Below are 26510 nucleotides of genomic sequence, written 5' to 3'. Positions count from 1 at the left end.
AGCGATGAAGACCTACGACCTGATCGGCATCGGCCTCGGCCCGTTCAATCTCGGCCTCGCGTGTCTGGCGGCACCCCTGGATGACCTGGACGCGCTCTTCCTCGAACGCAAGCCGTCGTTCGACTGGCATCCGGGCATGATGCTCGACGGCGCCACCTTGCAAACGCCCTTCCTCGCCGACCTGGTGAGCCTGGCCGATCCCACCTCGCCCCTGTCCTTCCTCAGCTACCTCAAGCAGCGGGGGCGCCTCTACTCCTTCTACATCCGGGAGAGCTTCTTCCCCCTGCGTCGCGAATACAACGACTACTGCCGCTGGGCCGCCGAGCAACTGGAGTCGGTGCGCTGTGGTCACGAGGTCGTCTCGGTGGAGTATGACGGGTCTCGCCGCGCTTACGCTGTCACCTCCCGCGCCGCGGGCGAAACCGTGGTTCACCACGCTCGGGCGCTAGTGGTCGGCACCGGCGGCGCGCCCTTCCTGCCGGCCTGTGCGCGCGCCGTGGGCGGCGACGCTCTTCATAACAGCGACTACCTCGCCCACCGAGAGGTGTTGCGGGAGAAGGAGACCATCACCGTCGTCGGCAGCGGGCAGAGCGCCGCGGAGATCTACGCCGACCTTCTCGGCGATATCGACGAGGCCGGTTATCACCTCACCTGGGTCACCCGCTCGCCTCGGTTCTTCCCGCTGGAGTACACCAAGCTGACCCTGGAACTCACCTCGCCGGACTATGTCGACTATTTCAGCGAGCTTCCCGAGGACACCCGCTACGCGCTCACCGCCCAGCAAAAGAGCCTGTCCAAGGGGATCAATGCCTCGCTGATCAACGAGATCTTCGACCGGCTCTACGAGCATTCGGTGCACGGCGGCGCGCCCACGCGGCTGCTCACCAACACGGCGCTGGAGAGCCTGCGCTTCGATGACCAGAGCAGCACCTACACCTTGGGGCTGACGCAGTGCGAACAAGGGCGAGAGTTCACCTTGGACACCGAGGGCCTGGTGCTGGCCACCGGTTACGACCATGCCCTGCCCGGCTGCCTCGCCTCGGTCCGCGACCGGATCCGCTTCGATGCCCACCACCGGCCTGCGGTCGACCGGACCTACCGCATCGACGACGGTGCGGCGCCGATCTTCCTGCAAAACGGCGGGGATCACGTGCACAGCGTCACCTCGCCGGACCTCGGCATGGGCGCCTACCGCAATTCCTGCATCCTGCGCGAGGTGCTCGGCCGGGAGGTCTACCCGATCGAGAAGTCCATCGCCTTCCAGGAGTTCGGCACGCCTGCGGGGGTCGGCTGATGCGCCCCGTCTACTGCGACGACCTCGGGGTCTTCGCCGTCCGCACGGTCGACCCGGTGACCGACGGGCCGCTCCTGCACGAGTGGGTCACCCATCCCAAGGCGCGCTACTGGCAAATGAGGGAGGCGACCTTGTCACAGGTGCGGGAGACCTACGGGGACATCGTGGCCCACCCGCACCGGACCGCCGTGCTGGGTTTCGTCGACGGCCTCCCCTGCTTCCTCGCCGAACGGTACGACCCCGCGCGGGTCGAGCTCGCCGGCCGGTATGCCGCCCTGCCCGGCGACATCGGCATGCACTTCCTGTGCGCGCCGACGCAGCACCCGCGGCACGGCTTCACCCGGTCGGTGCTGTCGGCAGTGCTGACCTGGCTGTTCGAGGACCCGTCGGTGCGGCGGGTGGTCGTCGAGCCCGACGTCCGCAACCTGGCCGTGCAGGCAGTGAACGCCGCGGTCGGCTTCCGCCCCGCGGCCCGGATCGACCTGCCGGACAAACAAGCCCTGCTGAGCTTCTGCACTCGTGACCAGTTCCGCCCGACCACCCAGACCGACAAAGGCCATCGATGAATCCCTATCCCAGCCCTCCGAGTGCGGCCGCGGCGCACTACCGCCCCGACGCGTGGGATGCCGCCAACCGGATCCTGCTTGCCAAGGCCCTGTGCGAGTTCGCCCACGAACGCCTGATCGAGCCCGCACCCGACCCCGACGCACCGGGGTGGTTCACGGTCACCAGCGACGACGGCACCCCGGCATACCGCTTCGCCGCACGGCGAATGCCGTTGCGGCACTGGCAGATCGACCCCGGCAGCATCACCTGCGACGGCGGCCGGCTCGATGCCGTCGGGTTTGTGCTGGGCCTTCGCGAGGCGCTCGGTCTCGGCCCCGACATGCTGCCGGCCTACCTGGAGGAGATCTCCTCGACGCTGTCGTCGTTGTCCTTCAAGCTGTCGTTGCCGCAACCGAGCGCGGCTGACCTGGTCACTGCCGATTTCCAAACGGTGGAGGCCGCCATGCTCGCGGGGCACCCCTGTTTCGTCGCCAACAGTGGCCGCATCGGCTTCGGAGCCCACGAGTCGCAGGCCTTCGCACCCGAGGCCGCGCGCGACGTCCGGCTGATCTGGCTCGCCGCGCACCGATCGCACGCCGACTTCAGCAGTTGCCGCGATACGACCTACGCGGACTTCCTGCGCGCCGAACTCGGCCCCCAGCGCGAACAGTTCGACGCCGACCTGCGCGATCGCGGACTGGACCCGGACGACTACCTGCTGATCCCGGTCCATCCCTGGCAATGGTGGAACCGCCTGTCCATCACCTTCGCCGCCGATATCGCCCAGGATCGGCTGGTGCCACTGGGCGAGAGCCGCGACGTCTATCAGGCCCAACAGTCGGTGCGCACCTTCTTCAACCGCACCCGACAGGACCGGCATTACGTCAAAACCGCTGTCTCCGTAGTGAATATGGGGTTCGTGCGCGGGTTGTCCGCCGCCTACATGGCGGCGACGCCGGCGATCAACGACTGGCTCGCCGACCTGTTCGCGAGCGATGCGACGCTGCGCGCGACCGGTGCGCTGCTGATCCGCGAGCGCGCCGCGATCGGCTATCACCCCGAGGCTTACGAAGCGGCGACGCCGGCGGGGTCGCCCTACCGCAAGATGCTCGCCGCCCTTTGGCGGGAAAGCCCCGTCCCGCTCCTCGAGCCGGACCGCCGCCTCGCGACGATGGCCGCCCTGCTGCACCGGGACCCGGACGGGCAGTCGTATGCCGCGGCGCTCATCGCCCACGCGGGGGTGGCACCCACCACCTGGCTGCGGAGCTATCTGGACGCCTACCTGCAGCCCCTGCTGCACGCGCTCTATCGCTACGGGCTGGCCTTCATGCCGCACGGCGAGAACGTGATCCTGGTGCTGCACCAAGGGAACGTCGAGCGCGTGATCCTCAAGGACCTGGCGGAGGAGATCGTCGTGATGCGGCCGGACACGCACCTCCCGACCGAGGCCGAGCGGGTGCGCGCGCAGGTTCCGTCCGACCTGCAGGCGCTGTCGATCTTCACCGATGTCTTCGACTGCTTCTTCCGACACCTCGCCGCATTGCTGAACGCGGACGGAGTGCTGCCGTGGGACGACTTCTGGCGCACGGTCGCGGACGTCGTCGCTGACTATCAGGCGGCCCACCCCGAGCTCGCCGATCGCTACGACCTGTTCGCTGCGCAGTTCCCGCTCTCCTGCCTCAACCGGTTGCAGCTGCGCGACAACCGCCAGATGGTGGACCTGGCCGATCCGGCCGGCGCGCTGCAACTGCTCGGTACGCTCGACAACCCGCTCGCCGCCCACGCCCCCGTCTCCGCCGTCTCGCCCGTCTCCGCCGGACGGTGAGTCCCGCTCGAGACGATCGGGCAGAGCGCTAGGTTCGGGGAGCGACAGCCCCGGCATACCGACGAAGGAGCCCGATGTACCAGCTGACCGTGAGCTACGCCCACCCGCAGGACCCCGAGGCCTTCCTCAGCCACTACGAGCAGGTGCACCTGCCGCTCGCCGCGAAATTCCCCAGGCTGGTCACGGCCAGCTGGCAGCGCTGCGAGACGCTCGACGGGTCGCAGCCGCCGCACTTCGTCATCGCCCAATTGTGTTGGGAGACAAAGGAAGACGCGCTCGCTGACATGGGCACCGACGAGGGCAAGGCGGTCGCTCGCGACCTGCGCAATTTCGCCCAGGCGGGCGTGGACATGGACTTCGGGGAGCTCAACCCGGCGCGCTGAGGAGGGTATGGCGGGGGGTGGTTTCGACGCGCTCGCTCGTTCCTCGCTCACTTGCTCAACCAGCGGAGGGGCGCCTGGTTTCGACGCGCTCGCTCGTTCCTCGCTCGCTTGCTCAACCACCGAGGGAAGCTTGCTCAACCACCGAGGGAAGCTTGCTCAACCGACGAAAAGGGGACGGTCAGAGCAGGACGTTGGCGCCCATCACGACGGTGCGGTCCTCGGGCAGCCGGAAGTACTGCACCGGCGTCGCGGCGTTGTGCGCCATGCCGACGAAGATGCGCTTGCGCCACGCCGGCATGGAGTCGTCCCGGCTGGTCTGCACCGCGATCCGCGACAGGAAGTAGTAGATCTCGACCGGGTCGAATTCGACGCCGGCCTCCTGCGCCAACCGCAACCCGGCCGGCACGTCCTGGTCTTCCTTGAAGCCGAAATGCAAGGTGATGTGGGTGACCTGGTCCCACGGGTCGCCGAGGTCGTCGACCTCGATCCGGTCCTCGTCGCGCACGAAGGGCACATTCTCCGACACCGTGGAGACGATGAGCACGTTCTGGTGGATCACCTTGTTGAAGGACGCGTTCTCGCGCAGCGCGAGCGGCGCGGTCTGCTTGTTCGGGTGCAGGAAGACGGCCGTGCCCGGCACGCGCATCGGCGGGTCGCTGCGCAATTCGTCGAGGAAGGGCTGCAGCGGGCCCTCCAGCTCCTGCCGCCGCTTGGTGACGATCGTCTGACCACGCTTCCAGGTGAACATCACGGTGCCGACGATCACCGCGATCACCAGCGGCAGCCAGCCGCCGTGCCCGATCTTGGTGACATTGGCGATGAAGAAGGTCAGCTCCAGCGGCAGGAAGAGCAACCCGACCAGCACCACCTTCCAGCGCGCCCAGCGCCACGCCGATTCGGCGAAGACGAGGAACAGCGAGGTCGAGAACAGGAAGGTCCCGGTCACCGCCAAGCCGTATGCCGTCGCCAGCTTCGAGGAGGAACGGAAGCTCACCATCAGCGTGATCACGGTGGCGAAGATGATCCAGTTCACCGCCGGCAGGTAGATCTGGCCGCCGGAGTGCTCGGAGGTCTGCCGCACGGTGAGCCGTGGGAGGAAGCCCAGCCGCTCCGCCTGCCGGGTCACCGAGAACGCACCGGAGATCACCGCCTGCGAGGCGATCACCGTCGCGCAGGTGGCAAGCACGACCAGCGGCCACTGCCCCCACGACGGCGCGAGCCGGTAGAACGGGTTGTCGATCGCCCTCGGGTCACGCAGGATCAGCGCCGCCTGCCCGAGGTAGTTGATCGTCAGGCTCGGGAACACCATGAAGAACCACGCGGACCGGATCGGCGATCGCCCGAAGTGACCCATGTCGGCATACAGCGCCTCGGCGCCGGTGATCGTCAGCACGACCGCGCCCATCGCGACGAACGCGATGAGCGGATTGCTCACCACGAAGGCGATCGCGTAGGTCGGTGAGAGCCCGCGCAGGATCTGCGGGTCGCGCGCGATATGCGGTATGCCGAGCGCGGCGAGAGTCAGGAACCACAGCACCATCACCGGTCCGAAGGCCCGGCCCACCACATGCGTGCCGAACCGCTGGGTGGCGAAGAGGGCGGTGATGATCACGATGCCGATCGGCAGCACCCAATGCTCGAGGCCAGGGGCCGACACCGAGACACCTTCGACGGCCGACAGCACCGAGATGGATGGGGTGATGACGCTGTCGCCGTAGAACAGCGACGCGCCGAGGACGCCGAGCACCAGGGTGAGCGCGTAGCGGCGGCCGCCGGGTTTGAGTCCCTTGCGGGTGAGGTGGGCGAGCGCCATGATCCCGCCCTCGCCGTCGTTGTCGGCCCGCAGGATGAAGACGACATATTTGATCGACACGATGACGGTGACCGACCAGAAGACCATCGAGATCACCCCGAAGACATCCGCCTCGGTGGGCTTGACGTCGCCGTGGTCGATGCTGAAGACGGTCTGCAGGGCGTACAGCGGGCTGGTGCCGATGTCGCCATACACGACACCGAGCGCGCCGAGCATCAACGTGCGCAGACTCTGGCTGCGATGGTCGGTGTCAGTCACGCGCGACATTGTGCTCCCTCCGCGGTGGCTGCCGTTGACCCGGTCCGCAGTGCGAAGGCCGACAACGAGGCCCGCGCCTGGCGAGCAGGCGCGGGCCTCGTCAACGGGCGGGGCCGATCAGAACCGGCCGTAACCGATCGGGGTCTCCCAGATCTGCTGCAAGCGCACCGCCTGGCCCGGGTAGGGCGCGGCGATCATCCGGCCGTTGCCGGCGTAGATGCCGATGTGGCTGACATAGCTGGAGCTGCCGAAGAACACCAGGTCGCCCGGCTGCGGGGTGGAGACCTTGGTCGCGGCGTAGTACTGCGCGGTCGCCGTGCGCGGGACCGAGATCCCGGCCTGGCGGTAGACGTACTGGATCAGGCCGGAGCAGTCGAACCCGGCCGGGGTGGTGCCGCCGTAGACATAGGGCACGCCGAGGTACTGCATCGCGATGCCGACGATGCCGCCCGCCGACGGAGCCGGCGCGGGCTTCGGCGCGGGCTTCGGCGCGGGTGCCGGTGCCGCTGCGGGCGCCGGGTTGGAGCGCACCCGCGAGGTGCGGCCCTCACCGGATCGGGTCGAGCTGGCGGCGTGCGCCGGACGGGCGGTCGTCGCCGAGCGCTCGCGCGCCGCCGGACGGTTGGTCGTGGCAGGACGGGCGTTCGCCGCGGGGCGGACGCTCGAGCGCGAGGTCGCGGCCGACTGGTCGCGCGCCGGGCGCGGGGTGACGACCAGCGGATGCGCTTCCACCGTGGACAGCTGCGGCTGCGCAGTCGCGAGATTGGCCAGCACGACACCGGCGGCGGGCGTGCGCACCGCGTCCGACGGCGTCGCGGCCGAGGCCCGCACCGGGCTGAGCGTGGCCACACCGGCCGCACCGGCGCTCGGAGCAGTGGCGGTGGCAGCGATGCCACCGGCCGCCGCGAGGCCGAGGGTGGCCTTCGCGGAGGTGGAAAGGGTCAGGGAGAACTTGCCCGGCGCCCGATGGCGACCGCGCGATGAAAACAACGACACGTCATACCTCTCTTACGCCTACGAGGTGAGCTGTCGGGCTCGGGTGAGGGGTCTACCCGGTCCTCGGGCGCCACCGTCGGGGAAGTGGCGCTCGCGGACTTCGCCCCAAGGCCGACCGTGGTCGACCGAAGGTTGGGTCCCCCGCTCCTGCCGTGCGGATCTGTGCTTGCCAGGACGCCGGGCAGGACTAGGCGACGACGTCCGGGGCGCGGTCGGGGGCGACCGGCCGCCGGCCACGGTACACACCGAAGATGAGTGCGTCCTCAGGCAGGTGAGCGACCGCCGAGCCCCGGCATACGGCCGGTCAGTTGTCCGGCAAGCCGACGAAGACGTGCGAGGCGACATCGAGCGGCAGGGAGACCGCGCCCTCGCCGCTCGCCGCGGTCACCTCGATGCGATCACCATCGCGGCGGACGGTGACCGGTGAGCCGGGCGTGACACCACCACCGGTGAGCACGGCCAGGGTGTCGTGCTCGGCCTGCGCGGGCTCGCCGATGCGCCGCACCACCGCGGCCTCCTCGGTGTCCTGCGCGAACTCGGTGAGCGGCACGACCCCGTCGCGGAAGCGCAGCACCGGTGCGTCGTCACCGAGCTCGTCCAGGCCCGGGATCGGGTTGCCGAAGGGCGACACGCGGTGCTCCTGCAGCATCGACAGGATCTTGCGCTCGACCCGCTCGCTCATCACGTGTTCCCAGCGGCAGGCCTCGTCGTGGACATATTCCAGCTCCAGGCCGATAACGTCGACCAGCAACCGTTCGGCGATGCGGTGCTTGCGCATGACGCGGGTCGCGAGAGTGCGCCCGTGCTCGGTGAGCTTCAGGCTGCGGTCCGCCTCGAGCGTCAGCAGGCCGTCGCGCTCCATCCGCGCGACCGTCTGGGAAACGGTGGGACCGGAGTGGCCGAGCCGCTCGGCGATGCGGGCGCGCAGCGGCGGGATGCCCTCTTCTTCAAGGTCGAAGACCGTGCGCAGGTACATCTCCGTCGTGTCGATCAGGTCACTCACAGGGGACAGCCTGCCACCTCCACCGGACAGCGTGCGCATCCGCGATCGACGGCGGCGCGCGACACGACGAAATTGATCGGCCCGAGGGGGAGACGAATCGGGTCGGAGTGACGTTTAATGGTTATGTCAGTCGGGGGGCTACCCCCTTGACCCCCGGCTTGACCTCGGCCCCCTCCGGGGCCCGCGACCGGCACGCTCCCCTTGGCGTGCCGGTCGCTTTTTCTTTGCCCGTATGCCGGTCTCCCCGGATGCCGACGTCTCTCCCCCGTATGCCGGCGCCCGGGTGTTCGCGACTCGGCCGCGGGCATGGAACAGCCCGTGGGCTCCGGCTTATCGCCGGGTGCGCGCTGGACGATGCGCGCTCCCACGGGCTGCGGCGGTGTGCGTTGGATTCACCACCGCGATCGTCCCGAGTCCGCCACGAAAATGGCCGACGTTGAACGAGTCGCGCTAGCGCGCAACCACCTCACGCGTCCGTTGAGAAATCATCTGTCGGACCACCTCCTTTCTCGTGTACCCAGCACGCTAGGTCGCACGGCGAGGAACCCGCAAGCACATTTACGGCTGAAGTAGCCGGTGCTCCCAGGCGCCGTCCTCGTCCAGGGGTCCCGGGCTGTCGCGCGTCCACACCACCCGGTCGTGCAGGCGGCTGCGCCGACCGGCCCACAACTCCACCCGGTCACAGTGCAAGAGATAACCGCCCCAGAAGTCCGGCAGCGGCACGTCGTCGGCCTGACCGCGGTCCGGCCAGCGCTGCTCGAGCTCGGCGACCCGCGCTTCGAGCTCGCCGCGGTCGGTGATCGGCGCGGACTGCTCCGAGGCCCACGCCCCGACCCGTGACCCCCACGGCCGGGAGTCGAAATACGCCCGCACCTCCTCGCGGTCGAGCTCCTGGGCGACGCCTTCGAAGCGGATCGCGCGGTAGATCGCCGGCCAGGTGAGCGTCGCGGCCGCCTGCGGGTGCGCGCGCAGGGCCTGGCCCTTGCGCGAGTGCAGGTTGGTAAAGAAGCCGGGGCCTTGCGGGTCGAGGCGGCGCAGCAGCACCGTGCGCACCGACGGCCGCCCATCGGGGTCGACTGTGGCGACGGACAGGCTGTCCGGCTCGGGCACATCGGCCCGCTCCCGCCCAGCCCGGCGCGCGTCGTCGACCCACTGCTGCACCCAGGCCCAGGGCGTCGACGGCACCGGCCCGGTGATTCCCTCGCCGGCGTAGTCCCGACGCGTGAACTGCTCCATGGTGCCAACCTAGGCCGCTGGCAGACTGCTCGGCGTGACTGGTGTCCCGATGATCCCCGATGAGTTGAAGCCGCGTGACGGTCGCTTCGGCAGCGGCCCGTCGAAGGTGCGCGCCGACCAGGTCGAGCATCTGGCCGCGCTCAATCCCGGGGTGCTCGGCACGAGTCACCGCCAGGCTCCGGTGCTGGGCCTGGTGCAGCGGGTGCAAGAGAGCATCGCTGAGCTGTTCGAACTGCCGGAGGGCTACGAGGTCGTTCTCGGCCTCGGCGGGTCGAGCACCTTCTGGGATGTCGCGGTGTGCTCGCTCATCGAGCGCCGCTCCCAGCACGCGGTCTTCGGCGAGTTCGGCGGCAAGTTCGCCGCGGCCGCCGCACGTGCACCCTTCCTGCGCGATCCCTCGGTGCGAGAGGCGGCGCCGGGCGCGAGTGCAGCCCTGCAGGCCGAGGACGGCGTCGACGTCTTCGCCACCCCGCAGAACGAGACGTCCACCGGCGTCGCCGTGCCGATCGAACGCATCCCCGGTGGTCTCACCATCATCGACGCGACCTCCGCAGCAGGAGGTATGCCGATCGACCTCACCCAGGTGGACGCCTACTACTTCGCACCGCAGAAGTCCTTCGCCTCCGACGGCGGACTGTGGATCGCGCTGCTCTCCCCCGCCGCGATCGAACGCGCCGGCCGGCTGGCGAGCGGCGACCGCTGGATCCCGGACAGCCTCAACCTGCAACTCGCGATCGACAACTCCCGCAAGCACCAGACCATCAACACCCCGGCGATCGCCACCTTGGGTTTGCTCGAGGCCCAACTGGAGTGGATGCATGCGAGCGGTGGGCTCGCGGGATGCGCCGCCCGCTCCGCCGACTCCAGCTCGCGGTTGTACGGCTGGGCTGAGCGGTCGGCATACGCCCGGCCGTTCGTGAGCGAACCGGCTGACCGGTCACCGGTCGTCGGCACGATCGACTTCGACGACACCGTCGATGCGGCATGGCTGGCAAAGTCGTTGCGCGCCAATGGAATCGTTGACACCGAGCCCTATCGCAAACTCGGTCGCAACCAGCTGCGGATCGGAATGTACCCGGCCGTGGACCCCGAGGACGTGACCGCGCTGACCCGCTGCATCGACCACCTGCTCAGCTGACCCGCGCGGGCGGTGGCCGCTGTGACGTGATTCACTCGACGGCCGTGAGCACCCTCAACCTGACGCGCGCGGAGTGCGCCGCCCGCGGCGCCGATATCGCGGACGTCTCCTACCGGATCGTCCTCGACCTGGGCAATGCCGAGCAGCTGCGTGTGCCCACCTTCGTCTCACGCACCACCGTGCGCTTCACGAGTGCGTCCGGCCAGACCTGGCTCGACCTCGCGGCCGAGGAGCTGCTGGGACTGACGATCAACGGCGTCCCTGCCGATGTGAGCGAGTATGACGGTGCGCGAATCCCGTTGTCCGACTTGCGAATCGGTGGTGCGGAGAATGTCGTGTCGGTCAGCGCGAAATGTCGCTACAGCCGTTCCGGCGACGGGCTGCACCGCTTCTTCGACCCCGACACCGACGAGGTCTACCTGTACACGCACAACGAGCCGACCGAGGCGCGCCGGATCTTCGCCTGCTTCGAGCAGCCCGACCTCAAGGCGAGCTTCGACCTGGTGGTGACCGCCCCGAAGGACTGGGTGGTGCGGGCGAATGCTCCCGAGACCGGGCGGACCGAGGGCGAGCACAGTATGACGGTGAGTTTCGCTGGGACGCAACGGTTTTCGACCTACCTGATGGCCCTGGCAGCCGGGCCGTACCACCTGGTCGAGGACGAATGGCGCAGCGGTGACCAGGTCGTGCCACTTGCCCTGCTGTGTCGCCGGTCGCAGGTGCCCTATCTCGCCGTGGAGGAGATCTGGGAGACGACCCGGGCGGGGCTGGACTTCTACGACGAGCACTTCGGGACGCCCTATCCGTGGGGCAAGTACGACCAGATCTTCCTGCCCGAATACAACATCGGCGCGATGGAGAACCCCGGTCTGGTCACCTTCAACGAGGCCTATCTGGTGCGTGGCGAGGCAACGCTGCGGCAGCGCACTGCGCGCGCGAGCGTGATCCTGCACGAGATGGCGCACATGTGGTTCGGCGATCTGGTCACGATGAAGTGGTGGGACGACCTGTGGCTGAAGGAGTCGTTCGCCGACCTGATGGGCTACCAGGTCACCCAGGAGGTCACGCCGTTCGACAGCTCGATGCTGCAATTCGCGTTGAGCCGCAAGGCTTTTGCCTATCACTACGACCGCTCACCGTCGACCCACCCCGTGGTCGCCGATATCGCCGACCTGGAAGCTGCCCGGCAGAATTTCGACGGCATCACCTACGCCAAGGGCGCGTCGGTGTTGCGTGCGCTGCAGGAACTGATCGGGCGCGACGCCTTCTTCGCGGCGGCGCGGTCCTATTTCTCCGCGCACGCCTTCGGCACCGCGACCTTCGCCGACCTGCTGGCCGCGCTGCAGCAGGTCACCGACGTCGACCTGGCGTCGTGGGCTCAGGACTGGCTGCACACCAGCTCGCCCTCGGTGCTCACCCCGCTCCCCTCGGTGGTTGAGCAAGGGGCGAGCGAGCGAGCCCCGCGTCGAAACCCCTCGCTGACCCTCACTCAGCAGTGCACCGATCGGATCACGGGCCGCTCGATCCTGCGCCCGCACCGGCTCGATCTCGGGCTGTATGCCGTCCGCGACGGTGCGCTCACCGCGACGGCGACGGTGCCGGTCACCTTCAGCGACGATGCGGTCGAGGTGCCGATCGAATCGGCCGTCGACCTGGTCGTCGTCAACGACGGCGATCTCGACTATGGCCTGGTGCGCCTCGACGATCGTTCGCGCGAAACCTTTGTGGCACATGGCTCTTCGCTGCCGAATCCGCTGACGCGAGCGGTGGTGTGGTCCTCGCTGTGGAACGAATGCGTCGACGCCGAACAGTCCTTTGTGACCTTCGTCGACGCGTTCTGCGCTCAGGCGCCGCTGGAGCAGCACCCGATGATCCTGGAGTCTTTGGGCAGCTTCATCGCCGAGGGTCTGGGGTCGTATTTGCCTGCGGCAGAACGCGATCGCCAGGCGGCGCGAGCGGCAGGTGCGGCGCGGGCGGCATACGAGCAGGCGGACGAAGGGTCCGAGCAACAGCGCGCGTGGGCGACCGCATGCGCACTGATCGGCGAACACACGGACGCCCTGCGCGACGTGCTCGCGACGATCGCGACCGGCACAGCACCGGCACTGGGCGGCAACCTCGACCTGCGGTGGCGCGCGGCGCAGTCGCTGGTGGCGCGCGACGCCTGGACCGATGAGCAGATCGAGGAGTTGCTGCGCGCGGACGACAGCATGCGCGGTCGCACCGAGGCACTGTCGGCCCGATCCGGCCGGCCCACGCCGGCCTCGCGGGAGGCCGTGTGGGCGCGGATGTTCGGCGAGGAGCAGCTGAGCAATGACACCCAGCGCGCCCTGCTCGCCGGTTTCGCGCGTTCGGGAGCAAGGATCGCGGACTTCGGCGAGGCCTATCTGGCGATGCTGAGGGAGGTGTGGACGCGCTACCCCCAGTCGATGGCCGAGCGATATGTGCGCGCGATGCCCGCGCCCGATCTGGCGGAGGGCGACGTGGACAGCCACCCCTTCCTGCGCCAGGTGGGGCAGCTCGCCGAGGATCCTTCCCTGCCCGAGGCGCTGCGCCGCGAGATCGCGCTGCAGCTGGACGACGCCCAGCGCGCGCTGCGCGCCCAGGCGAAAGCTGCCCGCTCGGGCGGCGAAAACTAGCCGCTCGAGCGACGAAAAGTAGCCGCTCGGGCGGCGAAACCTAGCCGCTTAGCGGAGGATGGCGGCGACGACCGCGATGACCAGAAAGAGCGCGAGGGCGCCCAGCGTCAGCCAGCGCCGCGTGCGCGGTGACATCAGCGGGCCCCCTCGAGGGTGAGACGAGCGGGGTCCATCAGGCGACGCGCTCCGGCGTGATGGCGTCGGCGGCTTCGCGGCGTGGGAGCACCTGCAGGTGCCATGGGTGCCGCTCGAGCCGCACGGCCAGATCCTTGCTGCGCATGAGATAGAGGATCGCAGCGATCGCGGTCAGACCGGTCGCGATCGAACCAACCAGAATCGTCCATCGCGGTCCCCAGGCCGAACCGATCCAGCCGATGAGCGGTGCACCGAGCGGCGTGCCGCCCATGAAGATCGCCATATAGAGCGCCATCACCCGACCGCGCATCACCGGGTCGACCGACAACTGCACGCTGGAGTTGGCGGTGGTCATCACGGTCATCGCAGCCAGGCCGGTCGGGATCAACAGAAGCCCGAACAGCCAGTATGCCGGGGCGAGCGCTGCGGCCGCCGAAGCGATCGTGAACCCCACGAGCGCTGTGAGCAGGATCCGCAGACGTGGACGGGGCCGGCGAGCGGTCATCAACGCCGCCGACAGCGAGCCGATCGCCATGACCGAACCGAGCAGGCCGTAGGCCTCGGCACCTTCGTGGAAGACGGCCGTGGACATCAGCGCGATGGTGATCTGGAAGTTCATGCCGAAGGTGCCGAGCATGAACACGATCGCCATGAGCAGCATGATGTCCGGTCGCCCGCGCACGTAGGCCAGGCCGGCGCGCACGCCGCCCCGGCCGGTGGCTCGCGGTGCTGGGCGCAGTTCGTTGCCGCGCATCATCTTCAGGGCGACGAGCACACCCACGAAGGAAATGGTGTTGGCCACCAGGGTCCACCCGGTGCCAATGGCCGCGATCAGCAGACCGGCCACCGCCGGGCCGATGAGCCGGCCGGCGTTGAAGGACGCGCTGTTGAGACCGACGGCATTGGTGAGCTTGTCCTGCGGCACCATCTCGGAGACGAAGGCCTGCCGGGTGGGATTGTCCAGTGCCGTCGCGACACCCTGGGCCAGCGCGAGCGCGTAGACATGCCATAGCTGCGCGGTGTGGGTGAGCACCAGCAGGGCGAGGATCGCCGAGGTCAGCGCGAGCGCCGACTGGGTGAGGTAGAGCAGCCGCCGCTTGGGCAAGCGGTCGGTGAGGCTCCCGGCATACGGCGCAAGCAGCACGACGGGGGCGAACTGCAGACCGGTCACGATGCCGAGCGCGGTCGAGTCGTGCGAGGTCAGCTCGGTGAGGACCAGCCAGTCCTGGGCGACCCGGCCCATCCAGGTGCCGACATTGGAGACGATCGCGCCGGCGGCATAGACCCGGTAGTTGTAGATCGAGAGGGAGGCGAAGGTGGGACTCACCTCGCGACCACCCGGCCCAGGATCTCCGCGGCCTGCGCGAGCACCGCGCACTCCTGCTCGGTCAGCGCATCGATGCGCTGCTCCATCCACTCATCGCGTGAACGGCGGGTTGCCCGCACGATCTTCTGCCCCTCCTTGGTCAGCTGGATCCAGGTCTTGCGCCGGTCGTCGCGGTCTTCCGCGCGGCTGACGAATCCCTTGTCGCTCAAGCAGTTGAGCGTGCGCGTCATCGAGGGCGCGCTGACGCACTCGGCGTCCGCGAGCTGGCGCGGGGTCATCGCTCCGGCCTCCAATTTGGCGAGCACGGAGAACTGGTGCGGCGCGATCTGGTCGACATTCTCGAAACGCGCGCGGCGCGAGATGCGCATGCAGACCATCCGCAATTCGGCAGCCAGGGCGCGGCGATCGGCGGGAAGCATGGTGCTTAGCATAACTCATTACCTTGGCTAAGCATTCCGCTGTTCCCAGGAAACGTCCAGCGAACGCCATGATGATCACCTCATGACTTCCGAAGCCAGCCTCCTGGTCGTGGAGGACGAGACCAACATCCGCGAGTTGCTCGCGACGAGCCTGAAGTTCGCCGGCTTCGAGGTGCACACCGCCGCGACCGGCAACGAGGCGCTCTCCCTTGCCTCCCGCTCCCACCTCGACCTCGCGGTGATGGACGTCATGCTGCCGGACATGGACGGGTTCACCGTCACCCGTCGCCTGCGCGCGAACGGTCACGAGGTGCCGATCCTGTTCCTCACCGCGCGTGACGCGGTGGACGACAAGGTCAAAGGCCTCACCGTCGGCGGCGACGACTATGTCACCAAGCCGTTCAGCCTCGAGGAGGTCGTCGCCCGCATCCGCGCGGTCCTGCGCCGCACGCACGCGGCCGAGGCGAACGACTCGACCCTGCGAGTCGCCGATCTCGAGCTCGACGAGGACTCGCACGAGGTGCGCAAAGCAGGCAGGGTGGTTGACGTGTCCCCCACCGAGTTCAAGCTGCTGCGCTATCTGATGGACAACCAAGGGCGCGTGTTGTCCAAGGCGCAGATCCTCGACCACGTCTGGGATTACGACTTCCGCGGCGAGGCCGGGATCGTCGAGAGCTATATCTCCTACCTGCGCCGCAAGGTGGACACCGGTGAGACGCCGCTGATCCACACCAAGCGCGGTGTGGGATACGTGTTGCGCGCCCCCAGGGACTGATGCCAGCACTCGCCGCGCTCGCCCACCGGGCCCGGCGCCTGCGCAACGCATCCCTGCGGATGCGGCTGGCCGCGGTGCTCGTGCTGCTCGTGATGGCAGCGATCGGCGTGACTGGCGTGGTGGCAACCGTGCAGTTGCGCCAGTTCCTCATGCAGCGCCAACTGCTGGAGCTGCAGGCCGCCAAACCTCAACTGGTCGCCGCCGCGATCGCCGAGGAGACCCACGACCGCACCAGCCTGCCGACCGCCGGTGCGCCCAATATCGTCGCCGGCGAGACCTATATCGTCCGGCTGCGCGGCAAGAGCTCGCCGGCCCAGGACTACGTCATGCCGCAGGCCGCCAAGGACGTGCCGGCCTGGCCGCCCCTGTCGGCGCAGGAGGCGCGTCGCCTCGACGGTCGCACCGTGATCGTGAAGTCGGTGGCCAGCGATACCCGCTGGATGGTCGTGGAAGGCATCGACGCGCGCAGCGGCACGCCATACGCCGTCGCGGCCTCACTCGAACGGGTCGATGACATCGTCAAGCGACTGATCCTCGTGGTCGGATTCGCGGGCGCGAGCGCCCTCGCGCTGTCGGCGATCCTCGGCTGGTATCTCGTGCGCCGCGCCTTCCGCCCCCTCACCGAGATCGAGGACACCGCGCGCACCATCGCCGACGGCGACCTCACCCGTCGCATCCCCGAGCCGGACAGCCAGGACGAGGTGAGCAGCCTCGCCAACTCGCTCAACGTGATGCTCGGCCGGATCGAGGACTCCTTCGCCGTGCGCGAAGAGTCTGAGGAGCGGATGCGCCAGTTCGTCGCGGACGCCTCGCACGAGTTGCGCACTCCCCTCGCCACCGTCCGGGGGTATGCCGAACTCTTCCGCCAGGGCGCGGTCTCCAAGCCGGAAGACATCGCCTCGGCGATGCGTCGCGTGGAGGACGAAGCGGCCCGGATGGGTCAGATGGTCGAGAACCTGCTGCTGCTCACCCGCCTGGATCCGCGCATCGCCGCCGACGTCCCGGATGCCGACCGGCCGTTCCAGCCCGTGGACCTCACGGTGCTCGCCGCCGACACCGTGCAGGACGCGCGCGCCCTTGCTCCCGACCGCTCGATCCGGCTGCTCGGCACCGACGGGCCGGTGCGGCCGGTGATGGTCGCCGGCGACGAGCCGCGACTGCGCCAGGTGCTCACCAACCTGGTGGCGAATGCGATCCGCTACACGCCCGCGGGTTCGCCGATCGATCTGGCCGTCGGGCGCGCTGGCGGCTCGGCCGTGATCGACGTGCGCGACCACGGCCCCGGTGTGCCAGAGCAATTGCGCACCCGGATCTTCGAGCGGTTCTTCCGCTCGGACGCCTCGCGCAACAGCTCGACCGGCGGCAGCGGCCTCGGCCTGGCGATTGTGGAGGCCATCGTGAGCGCTCACGACGGCCGGGTCGCGGTGCGGGAAACATCCGGGGGTGGCGCGACGTTCCACTTGGTGATGCCGCTGCTGACGGACGAGCCGCCCGAGGATCCACAGGCGACACACAGTGATGCGCAAGTCATCGGCCAGCGCCACGGCATTGACTAGAGCTCGATCGACCCTCCGACGAAAGCGACCGACCTTGTCCGACTCGGACCGCCCCGCTCAGCCGGACCGCGACCGCGGCCCGGAGCGCACCGAACCCATCGCCCGCCCGGGTGACACCGGGTCGATCCCGCGTCAGGGCGACACCGGTGTGATCCCGACGCAGGGCGACCCCGGCGTGCACTCGCAGCAGCCGTATGGCGGCCAGCCGGGTCAGCGCTACGGCGAGGGCGCGCCGCAACCGGCCTACGGCCAGCGGTTCGGGCAGCAGCACGGTCAGCCGCAGCAGCCGGCATACGGCAGCCCGTGGGCGGCTCCCTCGGGTCAGGCACAGCAGGGCGCCCCACCTCAGCACGGCGGCCAGGCACTGTCCAGCGCTCCGGCGCAGACCAAGCAGCGACGCGGTCCGGGCTGGGTGGCGCTTCCGGTGACCGCCTTGCTCGCCGCGCTGCTCGCCAGCGGCGGCACCTACGCGGCGACGCGCGACGACGGTGGCAGCAGTTCGGTCACCAACCAGACCAATGTGGTGACCGCCAATCCGGCCGATTTCGCCGACGCGGGCACGGTCAACTGGTCGGCGACCGCCAACAAGGTCACGCCGAGCGTCGTGGCGATCGCGGTGGACGGCAGCTCGGGCACGGCCTCCGGCGAGGCGCAAGGGTCGGGCGTGATCCTGGACAAGCAGGGCAATATCGCGACCAACAACCACGTCGTCGCGGCGATGAAGAACGCCAAGATCACCGTGACCCTGGCGAACAACCTGTCCTACACCGCCAAGATCGTCGGCACCGACCCCGGCACCGACCTCGCGGTGATCCGCCTTGAGAAGCCGCCCGCCGACCTCACCCCCGTCGCGCTCGGCAGCGACGAGAAGCTCGTGGTCGGCCAGCCAGTGATGGCGGTCGGCAACCCGCTCGGCTTCGCCGGCACGGTGACGACCGGCATCGTCAGTGCGCTGAATCGCCCGGTCACCACCCAGGGGCAGGGCAGCGGCGGCGGTGCGGGCGAGCAGTCGTCCACCACCAACGCGATCCAGACCAGCGCCGCGATCAACCCCGGCAACTCCGGTGGTGCTCTCGTCGATGGCAGCGGCCGGCTGATCGGGATCAACTCCGCGATCGCCACTCTCGGGCAATCCACAGGTTCTTCGCAGTCGGGCAACATCGGCATCGGGTTTGCTATCCCTGTGTCCGTCGTTCAGTCCATCACCGGCCAGCTCATCAAGAGCGGCAAGGTGCAGCACGCCCTCCTCGGCGTGCAGGTGTCCGACGGCACCGCCAAGATCGGGGACGCGACCGAGGCCGCCGCGATCGTGCGCACGGTCAACCCCGGTTCCGGTGCCGCCCAGGCCGGCGTCAAGGTGGGCGACGCGGTCGTCGCCGCCGACAACCGCCCGGTGATCAACGCCGACGCCCTCGTCGGCTATGTCCGCGCCAAGACCGCGGGCGATTCAGTCGTGCTGACCGTCATCCGTGACGGGAAGCGCACCAACCTCACGGTGCAGCTCGGGAAGGCAAATTCCTAGCGCATCGTGAGCCACGGGTCGTCGCCCTCCCTCCCTTCCTCCGCGACGACGACCCGGACGGGGTGAAGGGGGCCCGCGCCAGTGACGGGGCGCGGGCCCCCGCTCGTTCTCCCGTGCCATCATCCGCGGACGCTGAGGTGCGTATGGCGGGCGTCCGCGCCTCGGGGCACTCACGGCGTCTCCCGTGCGGACCCTGACGCATCGCACCGCCGGCGTCCGTGCCTGAGGACCCGATGCCCGGACCGGCTGGGTCGGCCCCGCCGATTTGGTATGCCGGTCTCCCCGCCGGTAACGTCGCCCTTCCCCCTCTTCATCGCCGGTCGGAAAGGCGCCCTTCGTCATGCCCGCCACCACCGCCCCCGACGCCGCCGGCTCCACCGCCGCCGGCTCCACCGCCGCCCCCTCCAACAATCCGCCCGATCTCGCCGCCGAGCAGGCCTATCTCGCCCGTGCCCGCGCCGAACTCGCACGCATGCGCACCGCTGCCGCCTCGCTCGACGCCTCCCGCGCGAGCGATGCCGACTCGGTCGGGGTGCTCACCGCGGTGCTGGCCGCCCGCGTGGCCGCGCTGCAGGACGACCCCAGCACCACGCTCTTCTTCGGCCGCATCGACACCACCGACGCCGAGCGCTGGTACCTCGGCCGCCGGCATATCGGCGACAGCGACGGCAACCCGGTCGTCATTGACTGGCGCGCCCCGGTGTCGACGGCCTTCTATCGCGCCTCGCACGCCGAGCCGATGGGGGTCACGCTGCGCCGGCGGTTCGGCGTCGACCACGGCCAGCTCACCGCCATCGAGGACGAGCACCTGCAGGACCCGGCCGAGCCAGAGACCGCCAGTGGGGTGCTGGCCGCCGAGATCGAGCGCCCGCGCACCGGCCCGATGCGCGACATCGTCGCCACGATCCAGCCCGAGCAGGACGAGATCGTCCGCTCCGATGTGGGCCTCACCGTGTGCGTGCAGGGGGCGCCGGGCACGGGCAAGACCGCGGTGGGGTTGCACCGGGCGGCCTGGCTGCTCTACGCCTTCAAGCAGCGCCTCGAGCGGGCGGGAGTGCTGGTGGTAGGCCCCAACCAGGCCTTCCTGGACCACATCACCGCGGTGCTGCCCGCGCTCGGCGAGGTGCGCGTGCGGCATACGACCGCGGCCGAGTTGCTGACCTCGGTGCCGGTGCGCGCCGAGGACAACACCGCGGCAGCCACCCTCAAGGGCGACGCGCGGATGGCGACGGTGGTGGAACGGGCGGTCTGGTCGCATGTCGCGGCTCCGACCGAAGCACTGGTCGTGCCGCGGGGCGTGCGCAAATGGCGGGTGCCGGCCTATGACGTCGCCGAGGTCCTGGCCAGGCTGCGCGAGCGCGGAGTGCGCTATCTGTCCGGGCGGGCGATGTGCGCCGACCGGCTCGCCCACGAGGTGCTGCTGAAGTTGGAGCGGGCGGGCGAGTCGCCTGACGACCGGGTGCAGGACGCGGTGGCCCGATCCGCACCGGTCAAGGCCTATCTCAAGCAGTTATGGCCGGTCATCGATGCCCGGCAAGTGCTCTTCGAGCTGTGGTCCTCGCCCTCGCACCTGGCGGCCTGCGCCGACGGTGTCCTGACTTCCGACGAACAGCGGATCCTGTTGTGGGACAAGCCAGTTCGCAGCAAAGGATCCGCCCGCTGGACGACTGCCGACGCCGTGCTGCTCGACGAGATCGACGACCTGCTGGAGCGACGACCGAGCCTCGGGCATGTCGTCCTCGACGAAGCCCAGGATCTGTCGCCGATGCAATTGCGCGGGGTGGGCCGCCGCTGCTCGACCGGTTCAGCGACCGTGCTCGGCGACATCGCGCAGGGCACCACGCCGTGGGCGACCTCCTCCTGGGAGGAGACGATGCGCCATCTCGGCAAGCCCGACCACCACCTCGAAGTGCTCGACCGCGGGTTCCGCGTGCCGGCCGCGGTGATCGAGTATGCCGCCCGCCTGCTGCCCGCGATGGCTCCCGGGCTGGGCGCTCCGGTATCGGTCCGGACCGCACGAGGCGCGCTGGACGTGCGGTCGGTCGACGACCTGGGCTCGGCTGCAGGTGAGGTGGTGGACACTCGGGGAGCCGGTTCGTTCGGGGTGATCGGCATACCGTCTGACCTTGATGTGGTCGCAAAGGTGTTGCGGGACAAGGGGATTGCCTTTGGCCGGGTCGACTCGTCGCATGGTGACGACGAGGACCACCCGGTGCAGCTCGTGCCCGCGTCGATCGCCAAGGGACTGGAGTTCGACGAAGTGCTGGTGCTCGAGCCCGCCGCGATCGCGGCCGCCGAACCGGACGAACGCACCGGCCTGCGGCGGTTGTATGTCGTGCTCACCCGCGCCGTGTCCGCGCTGACGGTTCTGCACACCCAGCCACTGCCCGCCGCCCTTCATCCACAGGCTGCGGATCGAGATCTGCGGGGGTGAGGCGGATCGGCATACCGTCCTTGTCCATCGAGGCTCGCCAGCCGGGTGGGCCGGACAGGGAGGGACATCATGAGCTACCCCAAGGGATCGTTCTCCGTCGACAGCGGCGCGCTCGACAGCCACAGCAGTGACATCGGCCAGGTCTCCAAGCAGATCGAGGAGTTGATGGGGCTGATGCAGCGGCGACTTGAGTCGCTCAAGGGCAATTGGAAGGGTGCGGCCGCGTCGCAGTACGAGGTGCTGCACGGCGACTGGATCAAGGCCACCAAGAAGGTGCAGACGTCGCTTGATGCCATCGGCCTCGCGGTCGGCGGTGCCAGCAAGGTCTACTCCACGACCGAGGACGACGTGATGCGGGCCTTCCAGATCCCCGGCCGCTGAGCCGGGCGGGCACCGGGTCGGTGCGTGGGGACGGCACCGCCTCGGCGTCAGGGGGCTAGAGGCGGGCCGCCAGTTCGGTCGCTTGGCGGATCGCCCGCTTGGCATCGAGCTCGGCGGCCACGTCTGCTCCCCCGATGACGTGCCGGCCATCGGCCGCGAGGTCGCGCACGGACTCCTGGCCGGCGCAGACCACGATCGTGTCGACCTCGAGCACCCGCCGCTCGGGCGTGGCCTTGTCGTCTTTACGGATGGTGAGGTGCAGGCCGGCGTCGTCGATCCGGTCGTAGGTCGCGCCGCCGACGAATTCGACGCCGCCGTCCTTGAGGGTCTGCCGGTGCACCCAGCCGGTGGTGCGACCGAGGCCAGCGCCGTGGCGGGTGGTCTTGCGCTGGACGAGGTAGATCTGCCGGCGCGGAGTCTGCTTGACCTTCTCGCCCAGGCCGGCCCGGTCGACGGCGGGATCGGACACGCCCCAGCGGCGGCGCCAGTGCTCGAGCGACTCACCCGGGTCGTGCAGCAGGAACTCGCTGACGTCGAAGCCGATGCCGCCCGCCCCGATCACCGCGACGCGCTCACCCGCGACCTCCTCGCCACGCACGAGGGCGTCATACGCCACGACATTCGGGCGGTCGAGACCGGGGATGTCCGGCACGCGGGGCAGCACACCGGTGGCGACGATCACCTCGTCATACCCGCTCAGGTCGGCGTCGGTCGCTCGGTGACCGAGGCGCACGTCGACGCCGAGGACCTCCAGGCGTCGGCGGAAATAGCGCAACGTCTCGGCGAACTCCTCCTTGCCGGGAATGCGCGCGGCGAGCTGGAACTGGCCACCGATGTCGTCGCGCGCCTCGAAGAGGGTGACCGCGAAGCCGCGCTCCGCGGCGCTCGTCGCTGCCGCGAGACCGGCCGGCCCGGCGCCCACGACCGCGACGCTGCGGCTGCGCGGCGACGGCAGCGGCAGCAGCACCAGCTCCCGCTCGCGCCCCGCGCGCGGGTTGACCAGGCACGATGCCCGCTTGCCCGCGAAGCTGTGGTCAAGGCAGGCCTGGTTGCAGGCGATGCAGGTGTTGATCTCATCGGCCCGGCCCTCGCGCGCCTTGTTGACGAATTCAGGATCGGCCAGCAGCGGCCGGGCCATCGACACCAGGTCGGCCTGGCCGCTGCGCAGGATCTGCTCGGCGACCTCGGGGTCGTTGATCCGGTTGGAGGCCATCACCGGCAGGTCGACCTCCTTGCGCAGAGCTGCGGTCTGCTCGACGAAGGCTGCGCGCGGGACGGAGGTGACGATCGTCGGCACCCGGGCCTCGTGCCAGCCGATGCCGGTGTTGATGAGCGAGGCGCCGACCTGCTGGATCTTCTGGGCGAGCTCGACGGTCTCCTGCCAGCTCTGGCCGTCCTCCACCAGATCGAGCAATGACTGTCGGTAGATCACCAGGAAGTCGTCGCCGACCTCCTCGCGCACCCGCCGCACGATGTCGACCGGGAAGCGCATCCGGTTGCTCGCCGATCCGCCATAGCGGTCGGCCCGGTTGTTGGTGCGCGCGGCGAGGAACTGATTGATCAGATAGCCCTCGGAGCCCATGATCTCGACGCCGTCGTAGCCCGCCTGCTGGGCGAGCAGAGCGGTGCGCCCGAAGTCGCTGATCGTGTGCTCGACGCCTCGTGTGGTGAGCGCCAACGGCCGGAACGGCGTGATCGGCGACTTGCGCCGCGACGCGCCCTTGATGAACGGGTGATAGCCGTAGCGTCCGGCGTGCAGGATCTGCAGTGCGATGTGGCCGCCGTGCTCATGCACCGCGTCGGTGACCTTCCGATGTGCCGACACCGCCCGCCTGTCGTGCAGGAGTGAGCCGAGCGGCAGCAGCCAGCCGGTGCGGTTCGGTGCGAAGCCGCCGGTGATGACCAGCGCCGTGCCGCCCTTGGCCCGCTCGGCGTAATAGGCGGCGAGGTCTTTGAAATGCCGCCGCCGGTCCTCCAGACCGGTATGCATCGACCCCATCACCACGCGGTTGCGCAGCGTCACACCGCTGATCGTGATGGGCGCGAGCAGGTGGTCGTAGGTCATCGGTTGCCTCGTCGGTCTCGTCGTCGCCGCGATGGGCGAGCGGTCCCGGCCACCCTAAACGATGGTGTTACCGATGAGTAGCAGGCCAGCACATCTGGCGCGGCCGTGCGCCTCTGGTACGGCGTCGCAGGTCTGGCACGCCACGACGCATCTGGCACGCCACCCGGTGCCAGTCATCATGTGCCGTGCCAGTTGCCTCCCGCCGCGCCAGTTGCCGTCTCGTGGATACGGCCCGTTCTGGCCAAAGGCCCAAGCCGTCTCTGATCCGGTCCAGCGCGTTACCGCATCACCTTGGAGCGCGATTCACCCGGGAGCGGGCGTTGTGCGAGGCGCACGATCCAATCGTCTTCGGTCACGCCTCGGCGGTCAGCATCACGCACGAGCGCGCGAGCGAGGCGGATCTTGGACGCCGGAACCGTCGCCTGGCGCCCGTTGAGAACAGTGCTCATGAGTCCTCCACGATGTGATCTCTTCCATTGTCACTCGCAGGCGCCCCAGAATCCACGTCCACAGCGAACTGCCGCTCATCGACGCTGAGACTGAGGCGCCCGATCCGACGAGCAAGGTCGCGGTCCGCCTCACTGCCAAGGTCGGAGTCGATCAGGTCAGCGAGGAGTTCCTCACCGATGCGTCGCTTCGGCGGTTCAGCGCTCGTCAGATTCTCGAGCGCGCGATCGAATCGCTCACGCCATTCGCTGCGAGCTGCTTGTCGCTGACCTCTGAGCGCCACCCAGGCCGGGATCCCAGCACCCAGCAGGCCCCCCACAAATGACAGCACTGGCGTGAGCCAAGGACCCATGTGCTGCTCCTCTCCACGCTCACCGATCGCGGTCGATCTTGCAAGCCAGCACCGACAGTCCGCGCAACGCACGTCTCGTCACGCCGTCGACCACCGTGCGGAGACGCCGATCTCGGGCGAGCGAGGCGGTCGGCATACGGTGGGAGAAGGCCGGACTCAACCTTTCGGGCAGCCGCTGCGTTCCAGGGGCATGATCGCAACAGTCATCAGGGGGCCGCGATGAACAAGACCGACGAAGCCACCTTCGTGGCCTTCGTCGAGAGCTCGTCGCCTGCCCTGCTGCGCACCGCCTGGTTCCTCACCGGTGACCGTCACCTGGCGGAGGAACTCGTCCAGGAGTCCTACGAGCGCGCCTACGTCACATGGCGCCGGATCAGCACGGGCTCGCCCTATGGCTACGTCCGCCGCACCCTCGTCAACCTGCACACCGATCGCTGGCGACGGCGGCACGGTGAGGTCGCGATGGCCGCGCTCCCCGAGCGCGCCGCACCGTCCGTGCAGACGGCGAGCGACGACCGCGACCAGATCGTCCGGTTGTTGCAGACCCTGCCCAAGCGCGAGCGCGAAGTCGTCGTGCTCCGCTACTACGCCAACCTGTCCGAACAGGAGACCGCCGACACGCTCGGCGTCAGCGTCGGCACGGTCAAGTCATCCGCCTCACGGGGGCTGGCCGCCTTGCGCGACGCCCTCAACTCGAACTCGGAGGTGAAGCGATGAGCGACCTCGACATCCGAGAGCTCTTGCGCGACAGCGAGATTCCACCGCTGTCGATCGATCCGCAGCGGGTCGCCGCGGGTGGTCGCACTCGCGTGCGTCGACGCCGTATGGCGATCGCCGGTGGCCTCGCCGCCGCGGTCATCGCAGTGACGGCCGGCGCGGCCGGCCTGCACAATGTACTCAGCCGGCCGGTGCAACCGGCCACGTCCTCAACCTCGGCCCCCACGGCCGCGGCCCTGCGCCTGACCTTCGGCGGCGCCTCGGGCATCACGGTCTCCGGCGACCGGATCACCCTGCCGGGCGGTGCACCAGCCGCGATCCATGCGAAGGAGACCACAGCCGGCCTGCAGCTCTACAGCGACTCCGGTGGTCGGGCCTGGGAGGCGATGCCCAAGATTGCTGACAGCCCTAACGGCGGCGTGACCTACCAGGACAGCTACAACAATCGGTATCTCGTCTACCCCGTCGCCGCCGACGCGGCCTTTGTCGCCGCAGCCGGCACCCATGGCTCCGTGCAGTTCGGGCTGCGCACCGGCAGCGGGAAGACCTATGCCGTGCTGCCGTTCTTCACGGGACAGCGCGTGCGCGGTGTCGTGTGGGTCAACGGCGGAGGCGACTGGTCCTCGTCCTCCGGGGAACAACCGGTGCGGGTAAAGCTGCCAGAGACCGGTGACACGGTGGTCTTCCCTGCCCTTCAGACCTGGGTGCCATCACTCGACCCGGGCGGTAGCGGGGACCCGATGTCCTTTGCGGTCGGCGACGGATCGGGGTGGACCGAGGTGAGGACTAACAGCATGTCCGATCAGGACGTGATGACCGAGGCGGTGCTGCCCGCGAGTGCCCGCTCCGTCGAGGCAATCCGTCCGGCCAACACCGTGAGTGCCCCCAAGGTGACCACCTACCCGGTGCCCGGTGGCGAGTGGCAGATCGTCCGGGCCGCAGTCAAACTCTCCAAGGCCAACCAGGGCGCGGCGCCGATCTTGCTGTTCCGCTGGACCGACGCCCAGGGCAAGCAGCACACCACGGCGAGCAACTGACCGGCATACGCCGGCAGGGGTGACGAAGGGGCGGGGTTCTCGCGAACCCCGCCCCAACGTTTGCTTCGTCAGGAGTTGCCTGGTCAGAAGCAATTCCTTCTGGGCTTCTTCCTCACACTCCGCTCCGGCCGCGTGCTCCTTCGTCGCCCGCAACCTCCGCTGCGTGTTTCGTCAGAAGCCCCGATGTCCTTTGGGCCTCTTCCTCACACTTC

At 69.1% G+C, this 26510-nt stretch carries 22 protein-coding genes and 1 riboswitch; of the genes, 14 read left to right on the top strand and 8 right to left on the bottom strand.

Annotation, left to right across the window (positions count from 1 at the left end; all coding sequences use genetic code 11):
• The first annotated feature begins 4 nt into the window (after positions 1 to 4).
• The 4 genes from G9U51_RS07465 to G9U51_RS07450 all read left to right on the top strand — a co-directional run bounded on the left by G9U51_RS07465 (position 5) and on the right by G9U51_RS07450 (position 4048).
• Positions 5 to 1294 carry a lysine N(6)-hydroxylase/L-ornithine N(5)-oxygenase family protein gene (locus G9U51_RS07465; protein ID WP_166195461.1) on the top strand — a complete coding sequence of 430 codons (1290 nt, stop codon included), beginning with the start codon at positions 5 to 7 and terminating at the stop codon, positions 1292 to 1294.
• A complete protein-coding gene (locus G9U51_RS07460; RefSeq protein WP_166195458.1) occupies positions 1294 to 1860 on the top strand; it encodes a GNAT family N-acetyltransferase in 567 nt (188 codons plus the stop codon). Before G9U51_RS07465 ends, G9U51_RS07460 begins: the two co-directional genes overlap by 1 nt.
• Entirely contained in the window at positions 1857 to 3665 is a 1809-nt protein-coding gene (locus G9U51_RS07455) for an IucA/IucC family protein (protein WP_166195455.1), read from the top strand. The genes G9U51_RS07460 and G9U51_RS07455 overlap by 4 nt, the downstream gene beginning before the upstream one ends.
• Positions 3666 to 3739: 74 nt before the next feature.
• Positions 3740 to 4048: an EthD family reductase gene (locus G9U51_RS07450; RefSeq protein WP_166195451.1), complete on the top strand. Its 309-nt coding sequence runs from the start codon at positions 3740 to 3742 to the stop codon at positions 4046 to 4048.
• Between the two features lie 178 nt (positions 4049 to 4226).
• On the opposite strand, the gene G9U51_RS07445 is transcribed toward G9U51_RS07450, so the two are convergent.
• From G9U51_RS07445 to pdxH, 4 genes are all read right to left on the bottom strand, one after another.
• Positions 4227 to 6128 (bottom strand): potassium transporter Kup, encoded by a 1902-nt coding sequence (locus G9U51_RS07445; RefSeq protein ID WP_166195448.1) that lies wholly within the window; start codon positions 6126 to 6128, stop codon positions 4227 to 4229.
• Positions 6129 to 6236: 108 nt separating this feature from the next.
• Entirely contained in the window at positions 6237 to 7115 is an 879-nt protein-coding gene (locus G9U51_RS17800) for a C40 family peptidase (RefSeq protein ID WP_328823366.1), read from the bottom strand.
• 2 nt (positions 7116 to 7117) lie between these two features.
• Positions 7118 to 7290, bottom strand: a riboswitch (cyclic di-AMP (ydaO/yuaA leader).
• A gap of 129 nt (positions 7291 to 7419) precedes the next feature.
• Positions 7420 to 8118: a metal-dependent transcriptional regulator gene (locus G9U51_RS07435; protein ID WP_166195445.1), complete on the bottom strand. Its 699-nt coding sequence runs from the start codon at positions 8116 to 8118 to the stop codon at positions 7420 to 7422.
• A 558-nt stretch (positions 8119 to 8676) separates the two neighbouring features.
• Complete coding sequence (gene pdxH / locus G9U51_RS07430) at positions 8677 to 9354, bottom strand: pyridoxamine 5'-phosphate oxidase (RefSeq protein ID WP_166195442.1); 678 nt, start codon at positions 9352 to 9354, stop codon at positions 8677 to 8679.
• Positions 9355 to 9403: 49 nt separating this feature from the next.
• Here pdxH and serC point away from each other — a divergent pair, with 49 nt between their 5' ends.
• Both serC and pepN read left to right on the top strand, forming a co-directional pair.
• Complete coding sequence (gene serC / locus G9U51_RS07425) at positions 9404 to 10492, top strand: phosphoserine transaminase (protein ID WP_166195706.1); 1089 nt, start codon at positions 9404 to 9406, stop codon at positions 10490 to 10492.
• Positions 10493 to 10536: 44 nt separating this feature from the next.
• A complete protein-coding gene (pepN, locus tag G9U51_RS07420; protein WP_166195439.1) occupies positions 10537 to 13131 on the top strand; it encodes an aminopeptidase N in 2595 nt (864 codons plus the stop codon).
• 172 nt (positions 13132 to 13303) lie between these two features.
• Here pepN and G9U51_RS07415 read toward each other — a convergent pair whose 3' ends face one another.
• Both G9U51_RS07415 and G9U51_RS07410 read right to left on the bottom strand, forming a co-directional pair.
• Positions 13304 to 14593, bottom strand: coding sequence for an MFS transporter (locus tag G9U51_RS07415; protein ID WP_166195436.1), 1290 nt, complete (start codon positions 14591 to 14593; stop codon positions 13304 to 13306).
• Positions 14590 to 15012, bottom strand: a complete 423-nt coding sequence (locus tag G9U51_RS07410; RefSeq protein ID WP_235945670.1) for a MarR family transcriptional regulator — start codon at positions 15010 to 15012, stop codon at positions 14590 to 14592. The genes G9U51_RS07415 and G9U51_RS07410 overlap by 4 nt, the downstream gene beginning before the upstream one ends.
• Positions 15013 to 15094: 82 nt before the next feature.
• On the opposite strand from G9U51_RS07410, the gene G9U51_RS07405 reads away from it, so the two are divergent.
• From G9U51_RS07405 to G9U51_RS07385, 5 genes are all read left to right on the top strand, one after another.
• Positions 15095 to 15787 carry a response regulator transcription factor gene (locus G9U51_RS07405; protein WP_166195433.1) on the top strand — a complete coding sequence of 231 codons (693 nt, stop codon included), beginning with the start codon at positions 15095 to 15097 and terminating at the stop codon, positions 15785 to 15787.
• A complete protein-coding gene (locus G9U51_RS07400) occupies positions 15787 to 17343 on the top strand; it encodes a sensor histidine kinase (RefSeq protein WP_166195430.1) in 1557 nt (518 codons plus the stop codon). Before G9U51_RS07405 ends, G9U51_RS07400 begins: the two co-directional genes overlap by 1 nt.
• Positions 17344 to 17377: 34 nt before the next feature.
• A complete protein-coding gene (locus G9U51_RS07395) occupies positions 17378 to 18865 on the top strand; it encodes a S1C family serine protease (protein WP_235945668.1) in 1488 nt (495 codons plus the stop codon).
• Positions 18866 to 19205: 340 nt separating this feature from the next.
• Positions 19206 to 21299: a HelD family protein gene (locus G9U51_RS07390; RefSeq protein ID WP_166195424.1), complete on the top strand. Its 2094-nt coding sequence runs from the start codon at positions 19206 to 19208 to the stop codon at positions 21297 to 21299.
• Positions 21300 to 21368: 69 nt separating this feature from the next.
• Positions 21369 to 21680: a WXG100 family type VII secretion target gene (locus G9U51_RS07385; RefSeq protein ID WP_166195421.1), complete on the top strand. Its 312-nt coding sequence runs from the start codon at positions 21369 to 21371 to the stop codon at positions 21678 to 21680.
• A gap of 55 nt (positions 21681 to 21735) precedes the next feature.
• Here the strand turns inward: G9U51_RS07385 and G9U51_RS07380 are convergent, their stop codons facing one another.
• Together G9U51_RS07380 and G9U51_RS07375 are read right to left on the bottom strand one after the other, a co-directional pair.
• A complete protein-coding gene (locus G9U51_RS07380) occupies positions 21736 to 23745 on the bottom strand; it encodes an NADPH-dependent 2,4-dienoyl-CoA reductase (RefSeq protein ID WP_166195418.1) in 2010 nt (669 codons plus the stop codon).
• Positions 23746 to 24023: 278 nt separating this feature from the next.
• Positions 24024 to 24194 carry a hypothetical protein gene (locus G9U51_RS07375; RefSeq protein WP_166195415.1) on the bottom strand — a complete coding sequence of 57 codons (171 nt, stop codon included), beginning with the start codon at positions 24192 to 24194 and terminating at the stop codon, positions 24024 to 24026.
• Between the two features lie 14 nt (positions 24195 to 24208).
• Here G9U51_RS07375 and G9U51_RS07370 point away from each other — a divergent pair, with 14 nt between their 5' ends.
• The 3 genes from G9U51_RS07370 (at position 24209) to G9U51_RS07360 (ending at position 26298) form a co-directional block, all read left to right on the top strand.
• Positions 24209 to 24517 carry a hypothetical protein gene (locus G9U51_RS07370; RefSeq protein ID WP_166195412.1) on the top strand — a complete coding sequence of 103 codons (309 nt, stop codon included), beginning with the start codon at positions 24209 to 24211 and terminating at the stop codon, positions 24515 to 24517.
• 246 nt (positions 24518 to 24763) lie between these two features.
• The gene (locus tag G9U51_RS07365; RefSeq protein WP_166195409.1) at positions 24764 to 25261 is read left to right on the top strand and encodes a SigE family RNA polymerase sigma factor; all 498 of its coding nucleotides are present in this window, start codon (positions 24764 to 24766) and stop codon (positions 25259 to 25261) included.
• A complete protein-coding gene (locus tag G9U51_RS07360) occupies positions 25258 to 26298 on the top strand; it encodes a hypothetical protein (protein WP_166195406.1) in 1041 nt (346 codons plus the stop codon). The genes G9U51_RS07365 and G9U51_RS07360 overlap by 4 nt, the downstream gene beginning before the upstream one ends.
• Positions 26299 to 26510 lie beyond the last annotated feature (212 nt).

Source organism: Metallococcus carri (genome assembly GCF_011440275.1).
In the GTDB taxonomy this organism is placed as follows: Bacteria; Actinomycetota; Actinomycetes; order Actinomycetales; family Dermatophilaceae; genus Metallococcus; species Metallococcus carri.
This window is presented reverse-complemented; position numbering and strand designations above follow the sequence as displayed.